At 42.2% G+C, this 24,505-nt stretch carries 16 protein-coding genes; 14 read left to right on the top strand and 2 right to left on the bottom strand.

The annotated features are described in order from the left end of the window. Positions 1 to 170: 170 nt before the first annotated feature. The 6 genes from NYR53_RS25065 (at position 171) to NYR53_RS25040 (ending at position 13,627) form a co-directional block, all read left to right on the top strand. The gene (locus NYR53_RS25065; RefSeq protein ID WP_261301849.1) at positions 171 to 1,214 is read left to right on the top strand and encodes an S-layer homology domain-containing protein; all 1,044 of its coding nucleotides are present in this window, start codon (positions 171 to 173) and stop codon (positions 1,212 to 1,214) included. 361 nt (positions 1,215 to 1,575) lie between these two features. Further along, the gene (locus tag NYR53_RS25060; protein ID WP_261301848.1) at positions 1,576 to 8,190 is read left to right on the top strand and encodes a PKD domain-containing protein; all 6,615 of its coding nucleotides are present in this window, start codon (positions 1,576 to 1,578) and stop codon (positions 8,188 to 8,190) included. Between the two features lie 115 nt (positions 8,191 to 8,305). Continuing rightward, positions 8,306 to 9,103 (top strand): Cof-type HAD-IIB family hydrolase, encoded by a 798-nt coding sequence (locus tag NYR53_RS25055; RefSeq protein ID WP_261301847.1) that lies wholly within the window; start codon positions 8,306 to 8,308, stop codon positions 9,101 to 9,103. A 116-nt stretch (positions 9,104 to 9,219) separates the two neighbouring features. Beyond that, a complete protein-coding gene (locus NYR53_RS25050; RefSeq protein WP_261301846.1) occupies positions 9,220 to 10,950 on the top strand; it encodes a hypothetical protein in 1,731 nt (576 codons plus the stop codon). Between the two features lie 7 nt (positions 10,951 to 10,957). After that, complete coding sequence (locus NYR53_RS25045; RefSeq protein WP_261301845.1) at positions 10,958 to 12,391, top strand: glycosyltransferase; 1,434 nt, start codon at positions 10,958 to 10,960, stop codon at positions 12,389 to 12,391. 156 nt (positions 12,392 to 12,547) lie between these two features. Next, on the top strand, positions 12,548 to 13,627 hold the full coding sequence (locus NYR53_RS25040; protein WP_261301844.1) for a hypothetical protein: 1,080 nt from the start codon (positions 12,548 to 12,550) through the stop codon (positions 13,625 to 13,627). A 66-nt stretch (positions 13,628 to 13,693) separates the two neighbouring features. On the opposite strand, the gene NYR53_RS25035 is transcribed toward NYR53_RS25040, so the two are convergent. Further along, positions 13,694 to 14,323, bottom strand: a complete 630-nt coding sequence (locus NYR53_RS25035; RefSeq protein ID WP_261301843.1) for a nitroreductase family protein — start codon at positions 14,321 to 14,323, stop codon at positions 13,694 to 13,696. A gap of 181 nt (positions 14,324 to 14,504) precedes the next feature. Between NYR53_RS25035 and NYR53_RS25030 the strand changes: the two genes are divergently transcribed. The 6 genes from NYR53_RS25030 (at position 14,505) to NYR53_RS25005 (ending at position 18,900) form a co-directional block, all read left to right on the top strand. Further along, entirely contained in the window at positions 14,505 to 14,807 is a 303-nt protein-coding gene (locus NYR53_RS25030) for a hypothetical protein (RefSeq protein ID WP_261301842.1), read from the top strand. Positions 14,808 to 14,876: 69 nt separating this feature from the next. After that, entirely contained in the window at positions 14,877 to 15,350 is a 474-nt protein-coding gene (gene queD / locus NYR53_RS25025; protein WP_261301841.1) for a 6-carboxytetrahydropterin synthase QueD, read from the top strand. Beyond that, entirely contained in the window at positions 15,350 to 16,030 is a 681-nt protein-coding gene (locus NYR53_RS25020; RefSeq protein WP_261301840.1) for a 7-carboxy-7-deazaguanine synthase QueE, read from the top strand. Before queD ends, NYR53_RS25020 begins: the two co-directional genes overlap by 1 nt. 56 nt (positions 16,031 to 16,086) lie before the next feature. Continuing rightward, positions 16,087 to 16,797 carry a 7-cyano-7-deazaguanine synthase QueC gene (gene queC / locus NYR53_RS25015; RefSeq protein ID WP_261301839.1) on the top strand — a complete coding sequence of 237 codons (711 nt, stop codon included), beginning with the start codon at positions 16,087 to 16,089 and terminating at the stop codon, positions 16,795 to 16,797. A gap of 28 nt (positions 16,798 to 16,825) precedes the next feature. Further along, the gene (locus tag NYR53_RS25010) at positions 16,826 to 17,512 is read left to right on the top strand and encodes a response regulator transcription factor (protein WP_290428958.1); all 687 of its coding nucleotides are present in this window, start codon (positions 16,826 to 16,828) and stop codon (positions 17,510 to 17,512) included. Then, on the top strand, positions 17,500 to 18,900 hold the full coding sequence (locus NYR53_RS25005; protein WP_261301838.1) for a sensor histidine kinase: 1,401 nt from the start codon (positions 17,500 to 17,502) through the stop codon (positions 18,898 to 18,900). The genes NYR53_RS25010 and NYR53_RS25005 overlap by 13 nt, the downstream gene beginning before the upstream one ends. Positions 18,901 to 19,359: 459 nt before the next feature. Here the strand turns inward: NYR53_RS25005 and NYR53_RS25000 are convergent, their stop codons facing one another. Further along, positions 19,360 to 20,391 (bottom strand): YheC/YheD family endospore coat-associated protein, encoded by a 1,032-nt coding sequence (locus NYR53_RS25000; protein ID WP_261301837.1) that lies wholly within the window; start codon positions 20,389 to 20,391, stop codon positions 19,360 to 19,362. Between the two features lie 203 nt (positions 20,392 to 20,594). On the opposite strand from NYR53_RS25000, the gene NYR53_RS24995 reads away from it, so the two are divergent. Together NYR53_RS24995 and NYR53_RS24990 are read left to right on the top strand one after the other, a co-directional pair. Continuing rightward, positions 20,595 to 21,179, top strand: a complete 585-nt coding sequence (locus NYR53_RS24995) for a collagen-like protein (RefSeq protein ID WP_261301836.1) — start codon at positions 20,595 to 20,597, stop codon at positions 21,177 to 21,179. 221 nt (positions 21,180 to 21,400) lie between these two features. Beyond that, the gene (locus tag NYR53_RS24990; RefSeq protein ID WP_261301835.1) at positions 21,401 to 24,505 is read left to right on the top strand and encodes an efflux RND transporter permease subunit; all 3,105 of its coding nucleotides are present in this window, start codon (positions 21,401 to 21,403) and stop codon (positions 24,503 to 24,505) included.

The raw sequence follows: 24,505 nt of genomic DNA, 5'->3' as shown, positions 1-24,505 counted from the left end.
ACTACTAGTTTATGGTATTTTCAAACAAGAAGAATATGGAATGCGAGCGGAAGAACCGCCCATGTGTCGCTGTGTGCTAGGCGATTGCTGGGCGGTTTTTTATATTTTGCGATACTTCCAATAAGGATAAGTTACGTTTAATGAGTGACCAATAGAAAGAGGGGATTTTTATGAAAAAAAAGTATTCAATTATTTTATGTTCGGTATTATGCGCAGCTTCCATTGGGTATGATGCGATTAACTCCTCAGCACAAAGCCCTATCAAGTTCATGGACACATCTCAGCATTGGGCGGAACAGTCTATTCAAACAGCAGTGGAAAAGAAATACGTCGATGGCTATGAAGATGGTAGTTTTAAACCGGATTTACCGATTAGCCGTGCAGAGTTTATCAAAATGTTAGCTTCTGCGGCAGGTGAAAAAGTAGAAAAGGTTGAGGGGAATGATTGGTTCGTTCCTTATGTTAACAGGCTGAAGGAGTTAAGTGTTATCCCTGTGGAATTTCCGGAAAGATATAATGAGCCACTACAACGTTTTGAAATGGCTATGTTAAGCGCTCGGAGTGTGGATAAAACTCTGAAGGGGTCAATGCTTGATGCAGTGAAGCTAGGGCTGATTCATGGAGTTAGCACGACTGATTTAGCGCCTTATGGGACAAGTACTCGTGCACAGGCGATCACGATTATTGAGCGTATTTTGTCTGCGAAACGTGGGGAGAAATTAGTAGTTGATAAATATGCTGCCAGTGCTGCTGAGATTGCTGAGACTGGTAGTAATGTGGGTACAATGCTTGGTTTGAAGCCAAAGGAGATTGGAACCACTTGGAAATATTCTGAGGGCGTTGCGGTTAAGTTGAATAAACTTATCGTTGCCGACCCTGCTGATCCGGATGATCCATATATGAAGCTTATTGACATGCGAACTTGGGGTAAGTCCACAAGCAAAACAGACAACAAAGTTATTTTGGCAAACTTCACTGTGGTAGCCTCTGAAGCTGGTGTTGGCGCACCTGACATGTTGCCAACACAAGTTTTGACGCAATTAGGCACTTCTGATGAGCTTCTTCTTACTGAGCAAGCCTTAACTGGGTGGATGGAATTTAATAAACCACAGACCCATGAGGGTTTTGTTGCTTACGCCCTGCCTAATAGAATTGCTAATCTTGGAATTGTATTTGATATTCTATACAATAAAACAATTTTAGCATCTAAATAGGAGCGTGGTCATATTGCGCAAGTTTATTAATAAGGCATTGCTCTTCTTAATTTTAATGGAATTATTAATACCATTTTTAGATCCGGGAGGCACATCTCAGGCTGCGTCTTCAATTACTTTGTATTACAATTTTGAACAAGGAACTTATAACACATCATCTATTGCTGCCCAGTATTCTTCCTCCGCAACTAAAACATTCACTAAGGATGTCAGTTCACTTGTGGGTGGGACAATCACTGGGGTAACTTTGCATAATCAAGGTGGTTCTGGTGGTAGTGCCTCATTTACAGCAACCACTATAACTTTGAACAGTTTAGCTGGTGGGAACACCACAGTTTATGGCAAGTCTGCGACAAAGCCAATGCACCAAATATATCGTCAACCATCCGGTAAAATATGGGAACACAAGGGATCAAAGACTATTCCGGTTGAGTTCGATGGTGCTAGTGGAACCCCTTCTCCTTATCCAGGAAATATCCCATTGTGGGGACGACAAAGATACACTTTAGTTGACAATTTTAATTATAGTGACTCTGGCACTTTTGGACCTGACTTACGTTACTCCTATCAGTCACCTCTATATCACGCTAACGGTGCTAGTGGCGATAAAGTAGCTGATTACGCTAAAGATATAGAAGGCTATGCTGTTACCACAGCATATGAAGTGCCTCGTGCCACTGGTTGGTTTTTTAATCAATCTTCTGCCGACCCTGGAGATATGGGAGCCGATATCACCGATCCGGATAAATTAGATCAAAGTAGTATATCAATAATTGGGGCTGAAAAGCCGAGTGATGATTATGGTGCGATACCATTAGCTTATGGTAAAGGTGACACTCCAGGAACGGGTATGATCCGTACTATGATGTTATTGGACGGATCGGTTCCCCCTGATCAAATTAAAGATAAACCTGACTCTGACGGATCTGGTGGGATGCTTCGTAACTATACAATGTTCGCTATCGGCCTTTGGAAAGGCATCACCTACAAATACCAAATGTCCATAGACGTTTCTTACACCGCCCCAGTTAAAGCAGATCTATCTTACATCTCAATCGACGTCGGAGCCTGTGTACCACAAAGTACAAGCGTAAATATTACAATTAAATTTAAAAATATCGGTGTAGCAATTCCAAGTGGTGATTCCTTCAGTGTGACTCTAGCTGCGGATGGCACGGTGTTCAAGACTTTCATCTATTCCTCAGGATTAGGTGCAGGTCAGACGATAACCGAATCGGTGCCATATACATTCAGTAGCATGAAGAGCATCACCATGAATCTAGATTCGAATGATGATATTCCCGAGGCAAGTGCCAGCAATAACGTGCTGAGTCAATTCATTACGCCAGTCCCAAGTTGTACGCCAAGTGGAGGGGATTTTGATGGAACTACCAAAGCTGACAAACCTTCGATCTCTTGGAAAGAGAGTGATTTGATTCAAGCAGACTGGACGATTCCACCGGGTTGTACGCCAGTGCGCGGTAGATTCATCTTGTCCCAAACAACGGGCGGTTATGTGCAATATGGCTGGAGTACATTAACCAGTACGGCAACAAGTGACATGTCGATTTTTGCTTATGGGATGATGGGATTCATCGGTTATCCGGGTAATATGGAAAGTGGGACCGTTCTTATCGAGTATAAACTTGAAGATAGTTGCGGGGGGACTTCATACTTCGGATCAGGGACTTTTGTAATCGGTCCAAAACCTCCGAATCGACCACCTCAATTTGAGATCGGATGGTTTGCTGATGCTGATTATTACAGCAGGACTCCTTTGCTCGATACCATTGTAGGAGACCGACTGAATGTGAGGTTGCTTCCCGAGGTTGCGCCTAACCACTATGACCCTGATGATGACTATGTTACTTTTGAGTGGAAGTTTGCTGATAGTACTAGTAACTGGATTAAAAGTTTCCCATCTCTAGGTTATCTAAAAGGAGAGGAAAAGTTAACTTGGTTAACCGCTCCAAATTCCGTTGGCGATCATAAGATTACAGCTAGAATGTGTGATGATAAGGGAGCTTGTACGCAGAAGGATGCAACAATAACAGTCATGCGCCCGGAGCCAATTCCCTGTATTAATGTGCCAAACCGCGTCGTACAAAACCGTCCTCTTCCAGCTAACGCAATTAATGGAGCATGCAGCAAACCAGCTAAAAACAGAACGATAACGGAGTATTTCTGGACGAATAATCTCCCCGTTTATCCGAATGTTGGTATCGAGACTGTTACCTTAGAAGTAAAGGACAATTACGGAGTACGCAGCTTGCCAGAAAACATAGCAATTAAAAACATAAACGTTGTCGAGGATAAGCCTCCAGTAGCCGTCATCAACCTGCCTATTTTTGCTGTTAGAGGAAATGTTCAATTCAGGGATTTATCTTACAGTCCTGATGGGGATGTAATCGTAGAAACGTCAATTACCTATGTGTATGATAGCAATGACGATGGAATTTTTAACGATCATATGCCATTAAATATACCGATATCCGTTGGTGGACCGGCAATTCTTACAGCTCCTAAGGTAGGTAAGTATAAATTAACGGTAAAAACAAAGGAGGATTGGGGTTTAACGAATACCAGAAGCTATGTTGTTGATATCAAAAATGATTCCCCCGAAGTTTCATTCTCTGTCACAAGCGCAAATCCAGAACCCCCTTTATTTCATACAACCTCGGAAAATGAAATGCTAATGGCATATGGAGATCATTGGCAAGGCTCTTCTTTAACTAATCCTAATTTGAATAAAGTGAGAGATATTGGATTTACATACAACACTGCTACCAATGGTTTAACATCTCATTATGGTAAACAGCCCTTCAATGGACCTGCAACAGGATTAACGATTACTCCTGAACAGTACCAAAAAACAACCTATAACGCTTGGCATACCTTCCCCGTTCCTCAGTTATTTAACACACAATTTTTGGGTAATAGATACGGAGTTGGTTCTGTTGGTTCCATTCCATTTTTTGATGGGACGAACATCAGGATAGATGGAGGTTTGGGAAATACTTATGATTATGTTCAACAGAAGTATGTTCCTAATAAGCCCACACCGGATAATCCAGGAAAGTTTCTAGCCTATGATGCTAAAGGTGGCGCCTATTCGTTAGATTACCAAGCCTACAATTATAACGATAATGATTATATTGAAAAATGGACTATTTATCGTAAAACAGCTGACGGTACAGTATCTTGGAGTCGTTCTGGTCAATACAATTATGATGGATGTTCTGGCGACTGTTCATCTAGTGAAAGTGGCGTAAGATCACCTCATGGTAACTTAAAATTAAACAATGATGGAACTAAGGTATCACTTGGAGGTACCTATTCCTATGGATGTTGGTGTGTAGTAACTACTTGGCTTGACGTTGAGACTGGGTTAGAAGTAGCTGCGAATACTGTAATTCCTGCACCTACACTTACGGGTATTTATGAAGACTCAGAAGTTTATCTGTATCGAGAACAACCAATGAATCTAACTACGGATACATATAGTTCTGGAAGTTCGGGTTCTAGTAGTAACCAAGCTGGCACCGTCAGTGAATACTTTGTTTCTTATAACAAACAAACAGGTGTTACGAAGAAGATAGAAATATTCAAAGATATTTACTTCAATAATCGTTCAAGGACTACAGATGGCAGTGTAATTCGAGGGGACGGTTCAGATAGCAATAGTTCAACTTTAATTGATGTGAATTATTCTGTTTCGGCTGACGGATATGTCTATATCGTTGACGGTATGAACAAAATCGTAGTTGCTGATAAGTATGCAAACCAACTAGCTTCATATACGACCAAAGGAACTAGACCAACTAATACTTTCTCTCACGAACAAACGCTTCAAGAGAGGTTTAGATATACGGTAACTTCGGCAGGATTAAGTGCAGATGGAGAATTTCAAGTCGTTCTTCAAGAAGAGCACTATAAGTTGAGAAGATGGAATTTCCAATGGACGTCTTGTGGTTCTTGTAGTGTAGGCAGCTATGTTTCTCATTATGATGAAGATGATAGTCAATCAGAACGTAAATTCTACTACTATAAGATAAATGGTGGAACGACTAGTCCTTCTAGCTATGCTATAGCAGAAATTGGTCAAACCATGAAGAAGGATACGAGTATTGCAGACGCAGATTACGTGTTCGATTTCTTACAATCTAGTGTGAATACGAATGCGAATGCTCCTTCGGGTTTAATCTTTAGAGCAACGAATAACAATACGATGTATCGATTAGAGTTTACAACTAACAAAATAAGCTTATCGAAGCTTGTTGGTGGTGTGCGTACCGAATTACGGTCAACGCCAGTCTGGTTGTCTACGACGTCTTTTAACAACATAAAGGTTAGTGTCAGAGGTGGAAAAATAAAGGTGCGGATGGGTACAGTTCCTATTATGGAAGTAACCGAACTTGCCTTAACAGAAGGTACGTATGGATTTTTCATAGGCGGATATGGTTCTCACTTCCGTAACTTCTATGTCAAAGTGCCGATTGTAGATAACAATAAAATTAGTGATACCGGCATTGCGGGGGAAGAACTGACGTACTCTACGGAGTTTGTGGATCCTGAAAGTGATGATCATTTGATTAGTATGGATAAATGGAAGTACGAGCATACGAACTCTACGAAGTTTTTGGATTCGGGAGATGGTAGAAGTGGACTTTCGGCTTATCATAATCAGACAGTCATGGGTGATCCGATAAAAACGTTAGACAAAGTAGGGGTCTATAAATTAACCTTCATTGGTGCAGATGATCCTACGCCAGTTGGCTTTAAATATCCAAATCCAGCCTTCGCCGAGTACTTATCTGAATCTGACCCGTACGCAAGAAATGTTTTGATCCATCGTAGACCTATAGGGGTTTTGAATGTAAGTCAAGATCCATATTATAACGTATCTTATGATGATCAAAGCTATGATCCAGATCGTTGGTTAAACAACTGGACCTACTCTACGGAACCAACTGGGATTGATTACTCCGCTACTCGCGGAATCGTTGATCGAAGATATGAGTACATTAAGCCAGATGGTACTACGGTTAGCGGTAAATTAACGAGAGTGAAAGAAATGGGGGCTTACACATTTAGGGTGGCTGTTAAAGACGAATACGGAGCATGGTCGGATTGGGCTGAAGCTATTTTGTGGCTAGACGCACCACCTGCGAATCATGCGCCATTCGTTGATATTACGAGCCATACGAGTACGGATATGAATAATCCGTCTGGATCAGCAGGGAATAATCCTTTATTTACTTGGAATGCGGTAGATTACGATGCTGATAGCCGAATTGTTCGCTCGGAAATTGATGTGCAACAATACTACTATAATTATTATAATAATCCGCAATGGCAATGGTTTAGCATGAATAACCCAAATATTGTAAAAGTCTCTAACGTACTCAGTGATGGTCATACAGTTTCATTAAGCTATAACTATCCAATGACTGTGTACTCCAATCTAACTTACAAGGTTAGAATTAGGGTACAGGATGAACAAGGAGATTGGTCGGGATGGTCGGAAAGGTATTTTGCATTAGGATTCCCTCCCACGGCTACATTGACGTTCCCTAATGGAACCCAAGCCAATCCTACCCCTATTTCTGACGGAGTTTTGAAACCATCTTGGAATCAGAATGATCCAGATGTCCCTACGGAGTATCGTAGTTTCCAATACCGTATTCTAAATGCTAATGGTACTCAAGTTCAGTATAACCAATATGGGTACGTATACGATGCTCAAAGATATGGTAGCTTTGCGCACTCTTGTAGCTATGATAGTGACAATAACTCTTGGAACAACTGTGATTACTATACTATCGCTACTACTTGGAATACTCATCCTACAGAGTGGTTTGGTCTTTCGTTAATTCAAGGTCAAAATGGCCCTTTCCAAGTTCAAGTTAGAGTGCATGATGGAAGATACTGGTCGGCGTGGTCTAATTCCGGTTGGTTCACTATGAATAGGCCTCCAGTAGCCAACATGACGATTCCAAGCGGGACGCAAGCTGCGCCTACCATTTTCTCCGAGCTGCGCCCTACCTTTGAGTGGAACCAAACCGATCCAGATCCGGGTACAACCTTCACGTATTTCCAAATGCAAATAACCAACGAGGCTAACGATGTACTGTTGCTGGATTCAGGGCAGTTCTACCAAGGAACTGTTTCTAACGTGGGGAGTTGGATGGTCAATCAGGAGCTTCCAGCCGGTCAAAAACTCCGCGTCAGAGTTAGAGTATTTGATGGGGTTACTTGGTCAGATTATTCCGCTCAAACTTGGTTTTATATCAATCGAGCACCTGTAGCCGAATTTGACTGGACACCAAAGCCGGTTTGGGAGGGGGATGTAGTGACAAGCATGAATACATCTTTTGACCCAGATGGTGATGTTCTAACCTATGCGTGGAAATTAGAGCAGCCTGACGGGGTTACTTCCACTTTTTCTACTAAAGATATCTCTCATCGATTCCTTAAGCCTGGTATGTATAAGGTGTCGTTAACAGTATCCGATGGACGTCTTTCTAACACCGTAGTTAAAATGATTTCGGCGATGCCGTTGACGATTCGTTCGGATGTCACTTATACAGACAACTGGCTGATTTTGCATGAAAAGAGCGGTCACCAGACGGTTTCGGCACCTAAGGAATTCTACTCTGGGGAAATTTTCATCGTTTCTAGCAAGAGTTCACCTGCTCCTGTAGACGAAGTGACAGCTTGGATCGATACGACAGGGTTAGATGGGCATGCACTATATGTATCTGAACGTTTAGTTGCAGCAGGAGGGGATGCGACCTCTTTTAGCGGAGAACTGTTTGATGCGAAATTCCAGTCATTTGCGGAGGGCTTGCCTCAAGGACTGCAAACCATTCATTTTCAAATTCGTTACCACAACGGTATTGTGAAAACGGAGGACATTCCAGTCCAAATTATTGGCAATGTCAATAAATCAGTAGGCGTTCATAGGGTTCAATAATTGGAGGCAGTTATCTTCGGATAGCTGTCTTTTTTATGTAAATTCGATGAATACAATGTCTTCCTATGGTACAATAGTCGATAAAAAAAGCGAAGTACAAGGGAGAGAGAAAACCTTGAGATATCGATTAATTGCACTGGATGTAGACGGAACTCTTTTAAATGATGAGCATGAATTATCAGAGCGCACGATTGAAACAATTCAGGAGGTCCATGATCAAGGGTGTCACATTGTACTATGTACCGGAAGAGCTCCGGCCAGCACGCTGCCTATTCTTGAGCAGCTCGGGCTTGAGGGAACGATGATTACGCACAATGGCGCGGCGACAGTTCACGCGGATGAACGGGGTCAGACATTAGTGAATGAGTTTGCTTTTACGATTCCTGAAATTGAGCCTATGTTGGATTATGTGCGGAGAGAAGGCATTCATTTCGATGTTTGTACCTCTTTTAATATGTATATCGAACGGATCAGTGAGTACGAAAAAAAGATGTATCAAAAATTTCTGATCAACCCTAAACTCGTGACGGATATATCAGAGCTTGGGCTGCCGATCGTGAAATTTACACTTTTTAGCCAAACTGAGTTGGATCGAGTTCAAAAGGAATGGGAAGAACAGAAGCTATACGGTCATTTGCGGATGATTCGCAGTGGCGACCTCTTTATTGATGTGATGGGTGCAGAAGCCAATAAGGGCAACGCCTTGAAAGCTTTGGCTGCTTCATTAGAGATTGACCCTAGTGAAATCATGGCTATCGGCAACTACTATAATGATCTGGAAATGATGGCATTTGCCGGACTAGGCATTGCTGTGGAGAATTCACCAGAGGGTGTGAAAGAAGCAGCGGATGCGGTAACTTCCTCTAATAATGACGAGGGTGTACGTGAGGCGATCTTGAAATACTGTTTATAATATAAAAAATTGATAAAATCCTCGATTTTTGAGGATTTTTGTCGTTTTAGGGGGTTCTTCCATATTATGACGTATGGTAGAATAAGAGAAAGAAAATTGATGACGGTGGTGTAGAGATGAGGAAAGAGAAGAAAGCTTTTAGTAAAAAGGAGAAAATAGTAGGGGCAATTGCTAGTACGGCGATGATGGCTGTGCCTTTTATGGTGGCTCCTGCTCAGCAGGGGTATGCAAACAATGAAACACCTTATGTAACTCCTTCAGCAACTCCAGTGGATAAGATTCATACGATTGTCCTTCCGGTAGGTGGAAAGAAGTATATTGATTTGCATAATTTGTATAGTGCTTATGAATTTGAAGTTATTAGTAGTAACCCAAATATAGCATCTGGAAACAACAGTTTATTGAATTATGGAATTTTGGAGATTAACGCAAATTCTATTGGGAGCAGTTCCACCACAGGTTATGCTACTTTTACTGTAACAGTAATACCATATGAATCAGAAACTTCTTATACGGATACATTTAATGTAGTTATCGTTCCAAATAGTGGAACTGGAACAGGAAATTTTGCTAATTTTAATATTAAAAATGTTGTAAATGTCCTCGAAGAATTCCCAACGAATTTTACGGATAAAAGTAGTATACACGAACTAATGAGTCATATAGATTTGGCTTCAACGACTATAAAGAAAGAAGATCCATTTAATCAATTGGGCAATTTGCCTCCTGTTTCCAAGAACAATCCCAATGCATTTGAGACAATACTTGGAATGGAAGCGAATGTTAATGCCTACGATGAAAATTTATCTTCATTTAACATTAATAATTACTATGAAGATCCCGACTACAATCCAGACGTATATTCAGAACTAGGCGTTATATTTACTACTTCTGGAAATGAATACATTCAAGTAAATAATACCCCGAATGGACAAACTCTTACTCCTCTTAAACCAATATATACTCCAATCAATCTTCCTGTTGTCGTATATGACGGAAATGGTGGTGTTGTTTCGACTAGCATACCAATTATTGTTAAACCTTCTGAAGTATTCGAGTTGGATGAACATGCATCAATTACATTAGACTTACATAACTATTTTAGTAATTTGGATGCAGATTCTTATTTTGATTATGATATTTTAGATTCGTATGAAGAAGATAATGTAGGAAACCCGCCGGAAATTGATGGTACACAAGTAACACTAACTGCTCGCTATGGTGTATATAAATTTAAGTCTATGAAAGCAGACACTGAGCAGGAATCGAAGTATTTCATTGTAAAAAATAATTATGATGATCTTTATACCAATCATTTGTCTAAGAGCTATTTATACGAAAACAGTACTTTAGAAATTGATTTAGACCAGATGTTCCCGCAAAGTGAAACGTCAACTGTTCAATATTCTGTCTATCATGAGAATCCTTCGGTAACTTCTATTACATACGGCTTTTCAAATGGACATACATTGTATTTTTCTGCAAATGAATACGCAGCTGATAATGTTGAGATAGAAGAAGCACAAGCACCGAATTATTTTACAGTTATTGCTAAGGATGATTCACGTCATCTCACATATGTGGACAGAGTAAATATTGCACCAAGAAGTTTCTATGGAACAATTTATGCTGATAAATTATTTGATTGGGACAGTGAAGGTCCAGATGTTGTTGTAAACTCAACTACACCAGGTTTTGATTTTGTACTCAATGATTCTAATTATCAATATGGAAGTGGGGTTTATGTCCAACTTAGTGGAAATAATTCTGGATCTTCTAGTACAACTATCATTTTAAAACTTAGTAACGGCTCGATTGTTTATAAACTACCATATAATAATAACTAGGTGACCAATGGAACAAGCTAGCGTGCTGCTCATCGAGCATTTAAAACAACATAAATACAAAGAGGCGGAGTTTGCAGCGAAAGATTTGATTCGTACCAATCCCCTAGAGGCGCAGAATTGGGTGTTTCTAGGGGAGGCTTTGATGCATCAAGGCTATGGAGACGCAGCAAATAAGGTATTTCAGCGGGCTTGGTTGCTTGATCCTGAGGCGACGTGGGTCGTACCGGTATTGGATGCCCTCAAATCAATCCCAGTTGGTGATGAAAGAGTGGATATCGAGGGCCTTCTTCATGTGAGGAAGGTAACGATAACTGCGGGAATCATAACCTACAATATGGAGAGCACAATTGAACGATGCTTAGACTCGCTCCAGGGGGCTGTCGATCATATAGTACTCATTGACTGTTCCACGGACAGGACAGTAGAGCGGGCTTCCCAGTATCCAAATGTGACAATCGTTCCATATGTATGGATGGATGATTTTGCTGCCGCACGGAACGAGGGTCTGCTGCACATGCATACTGATTGGGTATTTTGGATTGATGCTGATGAGTACTTAGTGAAGGAAGATTTGGAGGCGGTTCGGGAAGCCGCGGGTGTCTATCATGACACACCATTACCTGCAATCTTATGCCTCTGGCAAATTAACTTGATTCAAAACCATGTGAAGCATAACTTTGCACAAGCTCGTCTGTTCCCTCTTCACCACGGACTTCGTTATTGGGGTCGTGTTCACGAGCAGGTGGGTACAGAATCAGGCGTTTATAATAAAGAAACACTTCGACATAAGGTCAAAGTAAGAGTGTTTCACGATGGATATGAGCCCACTGTCATGGAGAGTAAACAGAAAATTGAACGCAATTTGAAATTACTCCGGCTTATGATCGAAGAAGAGCCCGATAACCCTGCATGGTGGTTTTATTTGGGCCGCGAGTTACTTGGAGAGGGCAAAGTGGATGAAGCTGTTGAGGTGCTTGTGGAAGCTGAAGACAGAGCAGTTCCTCATCCGTTCTTTGGAAGACTGCTCGATGTGTATAAATACCTCATGGATATTTATTATCGTGGACAAAATTGGGAGCAAACATCAGTTTATTGTTTTAAGGCTTTAGCATATCAATCAGATTTCCCTGATGCTCATTACATGCTCGCTCAAGTTAGAATGAAACAGGCGGATCAACTGTATAGAGAAGCAGAATCAGGCTTCAAACAAGCGAGAGAGGCATTCCATACGTATCGGAGTATTGTCTCACCGGATCATGAAATTGGTGAATGGAAAGTTGATGTAGCACTTGCAGAGATAGCACAACGGGCGGGAAAATCCTCCGTCGCTAGATCCATTTATACCAACACTTTACAACATTTTCCACAAATGGCCAACTTACTTGGTAAACGACTTGCAACCATCGAAGCCGAACGCCAACGCTTAAATAAATCACAATAGTTAACAAAAGGGCGGCCCCACTGTCATGTACCTTGACGCTGGGAGCCGTTCTTTTCATTTCAGTGTACAACGGTTATCCTGAATACTCATATTTTGGACGATGTTGGGACAATCTACAGAAGAATCATAAGATCTGTAGAGGAGGCGAGGAAAGTCGTGGCCGATATTATGCTTAGACCCGACCTGAAAACGGCAGGCGGAGAAATCTGCGATATTGTGTACAATGGGGAGTTTGTCGGTACGTTAACGCTTGTCTACAGGGAATCGGATCGACTTAAAGGCTCGATTCATCTGGAGCAGCAGTCCATTACGATCGTGGACAAACAGAAGGTGTATGACTTTGTTCAGTCTTACATTCAGAATGTCATTGATGCACTGTCCATTGAGGAGTGCGAGGTTTTAGTTAGTTACAGTGAATATGATTTCGTTATCGCGACAGACCATGCCTTACAACCTACCATGATCGAAGAGGACTCGCATTCGTACACCCGGCACGAACATGACGATGAGGTTGATTATGAGTGGGTGAGGGACGAAACCCGATTCGATGACATCGACTCAGAGAATGCTCTTGATAAAATGGATATGATCCAGGAACGCAAGAATCAACAGGGCTATGAGCTTGTTATTGTAGGTGAAAGTAGAAACCGTGTGGATTATCATGTATATGATAAAGACTCGGAGCTCATTGCTGAGATTACTCTTCATATGTATGGTACGGATGTGATTGGAGATATAACGTGGAGATTCGATCCTTTTGATGAGGAAATGGATAGGGTATCAGAGCTTATTGTTGAAGATTTCAATGAGGATGAAACGGATTCGTTTATTTTCAACATGATCTATAATGGGGAAACCGTAGATACGATAGAATTAACGCACATTGATTTATTAGATTTGGTTGATGACATGGAAGAGGAAACGATGCTTCCTACTCCAGAGGATTACACGATTAATTTGGCCAGAGATGATGGCGATACGCTCACGTATGAAATTTATCAGCAATCCCATGGTGGTTTGCCTATTGGTACGGCAACGGTGGATATTAGTTCTCGCCAGCTAACAGGATTCATTGATTTCCGCGAGCCAGGAGATTCGGATGATCGAGAATTAATTGCGACTTTATTGCTTGAAGAGTTGGATAAAGAAAAAGAGTATGAAACGTTTAATGTATCCATGCTGTATAGAAATAAGTTAATCGATGAAATTTGGTTCGAAACGGATCAGTATCACTGAGCTAGCACCAAATGAAAAAAAGGCATGAACTCCCATAATAGATGGAAGTCATGCCTTTTCGTTTAATTAAAATGAGTTGGAAACGATGATTTGATCCAGAGGAAGGCGTCCTGAAGGTCTTGCTGGAGTTGCTGCCAAACCTACGCTAATCAACATTACAGGTACATAACGTGCTGGAACGTTGAAAGCTTCAACGAATTTAGCAGCATCATAACCACCCATAGGACAAGTGTCATAGCCCATTGCTTTTGCAGCAATCATAAGCTGCATAGCTGCTAAGGATCCGTTACGAATAGCTTCGTCACGAGCAACTTGTGGGTATTGATATGCGCCTTCGATTTGACCAGCAAGTGTGTCATACAATTCTTTTGGCATGTGGCCAGCTTCAACTGCTGGACCAAAAACGCGTTCTGTGTTTTTGTTAGCTTCGAGATCGCCTAGAATAGCGATAACAACGGAGCTTTCAACGATTTGCTTTTGTCCATATGCGATAGGAAGCAATTTCTCTTTTTGAGCTTGATCATCAATAACGAGAAGCTTCCAGTGTTGAAGGTTCCATGAAGATGGTGCTTGAGATGTTGACTTCAACAACTGATCTAGATCGGCTTTCGGCATTTTGTGCCCAACTTGATATTGCTTGACGGAATGACGGTCTTCTAAAACTTTCAAAACTTCGGATTTAACTTCTGTACTCATTAGTTTTCCCTCCAAGGTTATAAATTCTTTTTAGTGTGTTTCGGATGCTTAAAAGCATTCAGTGTTATCAGTTGAAAAGAATTCCAATCGGTAAATCAATTGACAATAACTTACTGTAATCATAAATGTTATAGTTTAAGTTGTCAAGAGAGTCTTTCGCGATGTCGGAAAATGTTGGATAATGGAAGCAAGAAAGGGGATGTTCCTCTTGAAAATGACGCAAGAAGAGCTGAGTCACCTTATTTTTCTCTCAGAAGTCGTCTTAACCGGCAAGAAGAAGAGCCTTATGGATGAGACGCTGCAATGCTTGCTTTATATTGTAAAATCAGTTGAAGAGGTTGAGCTTCCCGATACTGTGGTTGATCAAATTGAAAGTCTTACAGCTCTTATTGAGTCGGATTTACGTAATGAGAATGAACGGATTCAGGAGATTCGCGGACATTTGGACTGGTCTCAAAAGGGAAGACGAAAACAGCAAGATTGATTGTGAAGAACGGTCTCTTCGTGATAGAATGTAGAGTACTGTTTTTTTCATAATTAAGAGGTGATAGATATGAGCTATGATATCCCCAGAGATGTTCAGATGTTGGGGCGTGACATCCAAGAGAACCAATTAAAATATCATCACAAATCCGTTTTGATTTCCAAAGAATTTACGTTTGACAGTGCACATCATTTGCATTGTTATGAGGGAAAATGTAAAAATCTGCACGGACATACCTATAAACTGCAAGTTATTATGCGCGGAAAAGTGGATAGCCGGGGGATCGCTATAGATTTTGGTGATATTAAACGTATTGCAAAAGAACGTGTCGTTGACCGATTGGACCATAAATATTTGAATGACGTACTGCCAGCTATGAATACAACCGCTGAAAATATGATCGTCTGGATGTATGAGGAAATTCATCAAGCTTTGCTTGAGGAACAACTTTATCCAGCGATTATGCTGGAAGAGCTCCGGCTGTGGGAAACGCCGACCAGCTATGCGGCCATCACACGCTCGATGATGGAGGAGGATGTGTAATGCGAGATATCCGCATTCCGATGGTCGAGATCTTCGAGACGGTTGAAGGCGAAGGGACCCGTGCCGGGTTCCCGACGGTCTTCGTCCGTCTTTTTGGTTGCAACCTGCGCTGTACCTGGTGTGACACCAAGTACAGCTACCCGCCCGCGGAAGCGGAGAACGTCATGACCATTGCTGAAATTATCAGCAAGGTAGAGACGTACCGCTCCCGGCATATTTGCCTTACCGGCGGCGAGCCGCTCCTATACGGCGAGAAGTCGCTCGCGTTAATCGACGCGCTCGCGGAGCTGGAGCAGGTCGATGACCTGCATATCGAGACGAACGGCGCGATTGATCTCGCCCTGTTCGTAGAGCGTGTCGCATCGCCGAAGGTGCGATACATCATGGACTTTAAGCTGCCCGACTCTGGTGAGATGGGGCAGATGATCATGAGCAATCTCGCCCTGCTGCGCGAGCAGGACGAGTTGAAGTTCGTCATCGGCAGCGAGCACGACTTCCGCACCGCGGTGGAAGTGCTTGAGCAGCACCCGACGAAGGCGCTGCCGATGTTCAGCCCGGTCTGGGAGACGATGCCGCCGCGCAAGCTCGTCGAGCTTATGCTTGACGCAGGGTTGTCCAAGGTGAAGCTGAACATGCAGCTGCATAAGATCATTTGGGATCCAGCGATGCGTGGCGTTTAAAGGCGCGTATCTACGGATTTATCTATTTTTCACAAGAATGAAAAAGAGGTGTCTATATGAGCGTAAACAATGAAAATAAGAAAAGAGCTGTCATTATTCTAAGTGGCGGATTAGATAGTACGACGTGTATGGGACTTGCCAAAGAAGCGGGATACGAGTTATATCCGATTTCTTTTGACTATGGTCAGCGTCACAAAATTGAAATTGAGAATGCCAAGCAAGTCGCTGAGCATTATGGTGTCCGTGCTCGTCACAAGATCATCAAGCTGGATTTCTTACGCGATTTCGGAGGCAGCGCTCTAACAGACGATAGCATCGATGTTCCGAATGTTGTGGGTGGTTTGACTGAAGGAGCCGAGGAAATTCCAGTTACTTATGTACCGGGTCGCAATCTGCTTTTCCTTTCCATTGCTACCTCTTATGCAGAAGTAACGGGATCAGAAGCCATTTATATTGGAGTAAATGCACTCGATTACAGTGGATATCCGGATTGCCGTCCGGAATTCATTCATAAAGTGGAAGAAGTGATTGCCCTTGCGACCAAGGTCGGTGTTGAAGGAAAAGGGATCACGATCGAAACCCCACTCATTGACTGGACTAAGGCACGAATTATACAAGAAGGCTTGAAAATCGGCGTTCCTTTCGAGCTTACGACGTCTTGTTACAATGGAAAAGCTGAAGCTTGCGGCGTTTGTGACAGCTGCCGTTTGCGTTTGAAGGGTTTTGAAGAAGCGGGTTCAACAGATCCAATCCCATACCTAGCTTAAGTTTCCCGCAAGAAAGGCGGAGCGTTTCGTGACCAGAATCATGGTGGTGGATGATGACGCAGATATCAGAGAGCTGATTCGCGTTTATTTGGCCGGAGAAGGCTTAACAGTCATGCAGGCTAGCAATGGACAAGAAGCGCTCAGTATGCTTGAAACAACACCGGCGGATTTAGTCGTATTGGATGTCATGATGCCTTTGATGGACGGTTGGGAACTTTGTCGCGAATTAAGGGCGCAATATGCAGATCTGCCCCTCCTTATGGTGACAGCCAAAAGCGAATCCGTTCACAAGGTGAAAGGTTTTCAGCTTGGTACGGACGACTATCTTGTGAAGCCTTTTGACCCCGTGGAGTTGGTGATGCGTGTAAAAGCTTTGCTTAAACGTTATAAAATCAACGCCTCACAGACAATCGCACTCGGTAATGTGATGATTGATCGTACCGCATTTGAAGTCCGATTGCAGGATCAACGATTGGCGCTTCCTTTAAAAGAGTTCGAGCTCCTCTATAAGCTTGCCAGTTATCCAGCACAAATCTTCACCCGGACTCAGCTCATTGAGCAGATCTGGGGGATCGATTATGAGGGCGATGACCGAACGGTTGATGTGCATATAAAACGTTTGCGTGAGCGGTTCGAACCACTGACGGAGGAGTTTCGTATTACGACGATACGCGGACTTGGGTACAGGCTCGAGGTGAATGCATGTTTAAGATAAAGTCGCTCTATCTGCGCGTTGTGCTGACATTTCTGGCCATAGTTGTAGTTAGTGTATCAGTCGCCTTTCCACTGGCAACGGTCTTTTTCAGAAATCTGATTACAACGGAATTTCAAGCAGAAATGCTCGCGATAGGCCGGCAACTAGTCACGTTGAGTGAAGACATTCAGCCGAAGAATCTTGATTCTTTTGTGGCAGGAAGCAACCGATTAAATAATAACTACGTCTTGACTTTATTTTACGAAAATGGTGAGCCAGCGACGGCAATCTCTATAGATAAAAAAGGGAATCCTCTTATTGAAGCATCGGAAGTGGCTTATGTTCTGCAGGGCAGCATTTATAAAAGCCTAGACTATGGGATGCCCAAAGATCCATTCAATCGGATTAAGGTTGGACTTCCTCTTCAAGTTGATGGTAAAACTTTTGCCCTATTCATTCATCCGAATTTCTCCGATGTGGCCCGTCGCCAAGTGCAAACAGCTGTCATTACCGTACTCCTGATCGTACTTATTGTTGGTAGTTTACTCATTCTTATCGCTTCACGCTATCTGGTAAATCCATTAAAGAAGCTGACGCTTGCTACGGAACGATTAGCTAGAGGGAATTTCAATGTTCATGTGTCTGTGAAGCAAAAGGATGAACTGGGGCAGCTAGCTCAAAGCTTTAACCATATGGCGGGTGAACTGAAACAGTTGGAACAGATGAGGCAAGACTTTGTCTCGAATGTTTCCCATGAGATTCAGTCCCCGCTTACGTCGATTCGCGGGTTTTCCAAAGCTTTACGAGGTTCAGAAATTGATGAGGCAGAGCGCGGACGCTACTTGGAAATCATTGAACGTGAGAGTGAGCGATTATCTCGCCTCAGTGAAAATTTATTGAAGCTGGCCTCTTTGGAATCGGAGCATCATCCGTTTCACCCAGCCACATACGATTTGGATGAGCAACTTCGCAGAATTGTTGTGTTCTATGAACCGCAGTGGTCCCGCAAGCAATTGGTGCTTGACTTGGATCTTCCTCGAGTGAAAATTAGTGCGGATGCAGACCAGCTAAGTCAAGTATGGATGAATCTCCTAGGTAATGCTATCAAGTTCACACCCTCACATGGGACGATACATATTCAGTTGGAACCTCTCAATGACCGGGTTCGTATACGAATTCAAGACAGTGGGATGGGAATAGTAGCTTCTGACCAAGAACGGGTATTTGAACGATTTTATAAAGTAGATGCATCTAGACAGCGGGAAACCGACGGAAGTGGATTGGGACTTGCGATTGTAAGGAAAATTGTTGAAAATCACCACGGGACGATTGAATTGCAGAGCGAGATTGGGAAAGGTACGTTAGTTATTGTAACGATTCCGATTCAGATATATCCCCCTAAAAAGTAAGAGGACAGCATGCGTATATGCTGTCCTTTTTTAACTTTAGAATTTATATGTTTTGGGTTTTGGTTGAAGGTAAAAGTTAACCCTTATTTATAAGAATTTAGCCGGGAAGCAAAGAAGGAAAAAAGCAAAAAGAAGAAGTCAATGTTTCCGCAAGCAACTACCCTCTGTCAGCGGATGAACAACCTGCATTTTATACATGATAAAGCATTCAATAAGTAGAATGATCGGGGATGACCTGCAAAAGATACATCTAAATCGAACATTTTATTCGCTATTGGCGCTTTTCGAGCAAATGAGATGCAGGTTTTACAGGTGAGCGCCTTGAAAACGGTAAATCCTTTAAAATAAGATGTACTTTTTGCAGGTCGAGGCAGATCGAGGCTGATCGGCAGATAGTGAAGTTTATTGGTTTGATTTGTTCGGACTGAATAAGCGCGTCATCCGCGCTTATTTTTTATTTCATTTATTACGTAGATAGCGAGCATATTCTAGCGGGCGTTTATATACGCTATCACGCTTGTCTAACTCATCATACAGGTCTTTTTGTGGTTTTCCATTCACTTCTATGATCCAAAGAAGTCCGGCGCTGTCCAACGCAAGATCAACGCTTAGTTCACCTAAATGATAGTTTGTGCCCATCTCTATGATTTCCGCGGCTCTTAAACTAATATTGTAAACCGATTGAATAATAGCCTTAACTTTATCGGGAGGATACAATTGTTCAAGTGCTTTTTCGGATAAACAAACCTTTTCACACATGCTTGTGTTAAAACATCCTTTATGAGCTAATCGACTAACAACGTTCGTTGCAGACCATTGACCCCGCTTATTCTTTTGTGCAAGTACTCGAATATCGAAAACTTGTTCATTCAGTGGTTGAATATCGATCCCTTTTTGAATGATGTAAGGAGTGGAACGTACTAGCTTATCGATACTCTCTTGGAATTGTAGAGAATCTCCTGCTACGATTTTAGGTGTAAAATGATGCTCACCGATGTGAATCTCCTGTGAATCTTTCACCTCCACACGATACACACTGTTTCCTTTATTTCCGTAACAAGGTTTAATGTATAGAACCTTATGAGTATCTAGTAAACGCAAAACATTCTCCTTATCGTAAAGAATTGTTTCCGGTAAATATTGTGCGAGCCATTGGCTTAAATGAATGTGAATCTCATGTTTATTAAATTGGTTGATATGATTGAAGCATTTATTACTGCCGAGTTTGGCAACTAAGCGTTCGATAATCTGATGATTGATTTGGTAACAACGGTTGTACACAACTTCGGGGAAAGAAAACTTTCTCAGCACCCATTTTCGGTTTATACGATGAAGGCCGGTAATCCTATTTCGTTTCCAGTCAATATCAGAAGGAGTAAAACAGAATAATTTCATGGAGGTCGTATTGCAATTCAGATATTTTTGCAAGGCATACTTTCTTTCAGAGTGGTTAGCAACCATGATACCGACTAAACCTCTTCCTTTGTCCATCTTTTACCTCCTTATTACTGTAAAGAAAGTCGTATACAGAATATGTTGGAAAATTGGAAATGCATGGACAAGAATACAATTGAACAGAAAATGTGTATTTGCTGTGTTTTAGAAAAATAATTAGCCTTTGGGGTAAATTAGCCCAGCCAAAATGCTGTTGGGTGAATAACTTGATTTTGAAATCAAATAAGGAGTGATTGTATATGGGTAGAATACCGGGTCCTCCAGGACCTCCAGGACCGCAAGGACCGCAAGGACCACAAGGACCACAAGGACCACAAGGACCACAAGGGCCGCAAGGACCACAAGGACCACAAGGACCGCAAGGTCCAGCTGGTGGGATTTCTTCATTTGCTTTCCTTTGCAGCACAGTGGAACAAAACATTGCTGCTGCATCAGTCCCCGGTGGGCAAGGCGGAGCCGTCTCTTTCAATGATTCTCTTATCAACGGTACGGCCATTTCATTCACAGCTCCGCAAACGATCAACATCCTTGAGACTGGCACTTATAATATAAGTTGGGAAGTGTTCCCAACACAAGGTAATAATGCGTTTGGCTTGTTTTTTGATCCAGCTGGTCCTACTCCAGCTAACTTGGTACCTTGCAGCAATTATGGCACAAACGCAGGAAACCAACCTTACCAAGGTCAGGTCGTTGCTCAATTAACGGCAGGAGGTACATTGACTCTGAATCGGATTGATAATACGGGGAATTTGGTATTGCAAAACGCTATTGGTGGAGGCACACCTGTAGTAAGCGCATCTATTGTAATTGAAAAGTTAGCATAATTGCCGATTCTGATAGGTTATTGTTTCTGTGTTAATTAGGATAATAAGTAAACGTCTTCATTATTATAGTTAGGTCACCAATTGATGCCCGTGCTTTCCGCGGCCATATTGGTGACCTTCTTTTTTTATTTGTTCATATTGGGTTCATATTGAACCTGTATGGTTAGCGTATAAACATTTGATGAGATTAAGTTTATGCTTGTCATGAAGGGAGTACAGGAATGAATCGATTAACACAGTTTTCCATGATGAATGTCTCGGCATTATTCATTATCATGATCATGCTTTTTGTAGGCGGATTTTATTCATCCACGCAGCTTAAAGTAGAGAACATGCCAAACGTTTCTTTTCCAGTAGTTGCTGTAACAACTACCTATACAGGAGCGCCCAAGGATGTCATGGATGAAATTACGGCTCCTATTGAAGAAAAGCTAGCGAACATTGAAGATCTGGATTCGATGACTTCAACTTCGAGTGATAATTTCTCTATGATTATCATTATGTTCAAACAAAATGTAGATATTGATAAGAAAAAGCAGGCTGTTCAAGACATGCTGGCTGAAGTTTCTCTTCCAGCAACGGCAGGTGCGCCAAAAGCCTCCACATTCGGTGCGGCATCTTTCCCTTCAAATTACTTAGTCGCTTATGCGAAGGACGGGGTAAGCCAGACAGAGCTCGACAAGTCTTTTAAAGATAAAATCAAGCCTGGTCTTGAAGGAATTAAAGGGATTGACCATATGGACGTTATTGGTGCCAGAAGCACATCACTCGATATTGAGCTGGATGCTGCTGCGCTTGATGTATATGGATTGTCACCGGCTTTAGTGAGCAATGCGATTAATTCCGCCGCGACGAAGAGCCCGATCGGCAGTGTAGAAATTAGCGGCAACAATAAGATGACTCGTGTTACAGGTAATTTATCAAGCTTGTACGATTTGCAACAGGTCGAAATCACTACCCCTAAAGGAGATATCGTAACACTAGCTCAAGTCTCCAAGGTAAAGGCGATAACGGAATCTGACTTCAATGGTAGATTGGATGGCAAGCCGGCTATTGGTATGATTTTGTACAAAGCTGGCAGTGCGAATGCGGTTGATTTCTCAGGATCCATTGAAAAGCTGATTCATGAGTGGGAAACCACACTACCTAACATTACTTTTAAAAATACTTATGATAGTGCAGATCAAATTAAAGAGTCCATTACAGGACTTGTGCGTGAAGGTATTGTAGGGGCAGTTCTAGCTTCCTTGATGATTCTCATTTTCCTACGGAACATTCGGATGACACTCATTGTTCTCGTCTCGATTCCACTTTCCATTTTGATCACATTGTTATTAATGTCGCAGTTAAATTTAACGCTTAATACAATGACACTCGGTGGTATTTTTATCGCAGTAGGTCGTGTAGTCGATGATTCCATTGTTGTTATCGAGAACATATATGCTTCATTGGAAAAAGCGCAGGAACGTAAAGAATCCGTTATCGCCTTAGCGACAAAGCAAGTTTCGATGGCTATTACATCCTCAACTCTGGCAACTGTAGGGGTTTTTGCTCCGCTTGCTTTGGTAACGGGGGTTGTTGGAGGGTTCTTTAGACCTTTTGCCTTAACTATTGCTTGCGCACTTCTATCTTCCTTAATTGTAGCTTTAACGGTTATTCCGATGCTTGCCAAATTACTCGTTCTTCGCAGTAAGCCGGGTAAAGGTCACCATGATGAATCAAAGCCAACCAAATTAACAACATTCTACGAAAAAGTGTTGACCTGGAGTTTGAAAAATCGGATCAAAACATTGTTAATTTCAGGACTTATGCTTGTAGTCACAATTGCGGCAACGGTACCTTTCCTATCGGTTTCGTTCTTGCCTAGCTCGAAGCCTGCGAAAACAATGTACTTCCAGATCAAAATGCCGTATGCGACTTCTTTTGAAGCTACAGATTCGAAAACGAAAGAGATTGAAACCGTCTTGCTAGATACGAAAGATTCTAATGGCGAGCCCGTTTTCAAATTCGTTGAAGCATTAGTCGGTTATGCAGGCAAAGATGACGAACGGACGCCTTATGCTTCACAGATTTTTGTCCAAGTGAATGATAAGGTTGATCCGAATAAAGTGAAAGACCAAATGAAAGCTTTTATTCTCTCTGAACTGCCGAGCGGATCCGAAGTACAGCCTAAATCCATGGAAGGTGATTTCGGTGTTTCATCGACTGATTTTGCCTATACGTTGCAAGGGGAGGATCAGCTTCAATTAGAGAAAGCGGCCAAATTGGTTAAAGAGAAGCTAAATACATTTACGGAGCTTAGTGAAATTGGGGATAACCTGAGTGATGCTAAAACAGAAGTAGAAATTGCTGTGGATCAGAAAAAAGCGAGAGCATATGGATTAAGCTCATCGACTGTACGTGATACCGCACGTGCCTGGATTCAAAAGCAAAAATTAGGAGATATGAAATTCGATAATATCGTTTATACAACAACGGTATCGTTAGATAAATCGGACAAAGATACACTGGAAAAGCTAGGTAATATCCCATTGACCGGATCGAATGGTTCAAAGGTATTACTGAAGGAAGTAGCTAAGGTCAGTGAAACGAAAGGCGCTGCTTCGCTTGCACGTGAGGAACAGCAGCAGCTTGTGAAAGTGACTGCAAAGATCAATGCAGCTGATAAAACGGGTGTGAGTGCCAAAATCAGCGCGGCAATGAAAGATATCGAATTGCCTGAAGGCGTGACACCAAAAATAAGTGGTGTTTCGGATGACGTGAATGAAAGCTTCATGCAGTTGTTCGTCGCGATGGCTGCTGCGATATTCGTGGTTTACTTGATTATGGTTTTGGCCTTTGGTAACGCAAGTGCACCTTTCGCCATCCTGTTCTCTCTACCGCTCGCTGTTATTGGGGGTCTTCTCGGACTTGTCATAGCAAGAGAGCCGTTAACAGTAACCTCAATGATTGGTTTCCTCATGCTTATTGGGATCGTAGTGACGAATGCGATTGTATTAATCGATCGTGCACAACAGCTGCGCGAAGAGGGATACACGGTGCGTCACGCTCTAATTGAAGCGGGTAAAGTAAGACTTCGTCCTATTATTATGACCGCCGGAGCTACCATTATGGCATTGGTACCTCTTGCGCTCGGTATTTCTGGTGAAGGCGGATTAATCGGTAAAGGGTTGGGTGTCGTCGTTATCGGTGGTTTGATTACCTCTACGCTATTGACACTAGTTGTCGTACCGATTGTGTACGAATTGATTGAAAGTATAAAGAACCGGATAGGTCGTATGTTCAATCGTAAAAAAGTAAACGAAAAAACGATGTTAGAGGTATAA

Source organism: Paenibacillus andongensis, assembly GCF_025369935.1.
Lineage (GTDB): Bacteria > Bacillota > Bacilli > Paenibacillales > NBRC-103111 > Paenibacillus_E > Paenibacillus_E andongensis.
This window is presented reverse-complemented; position numbering and strand designations above follow the sequence as displayed.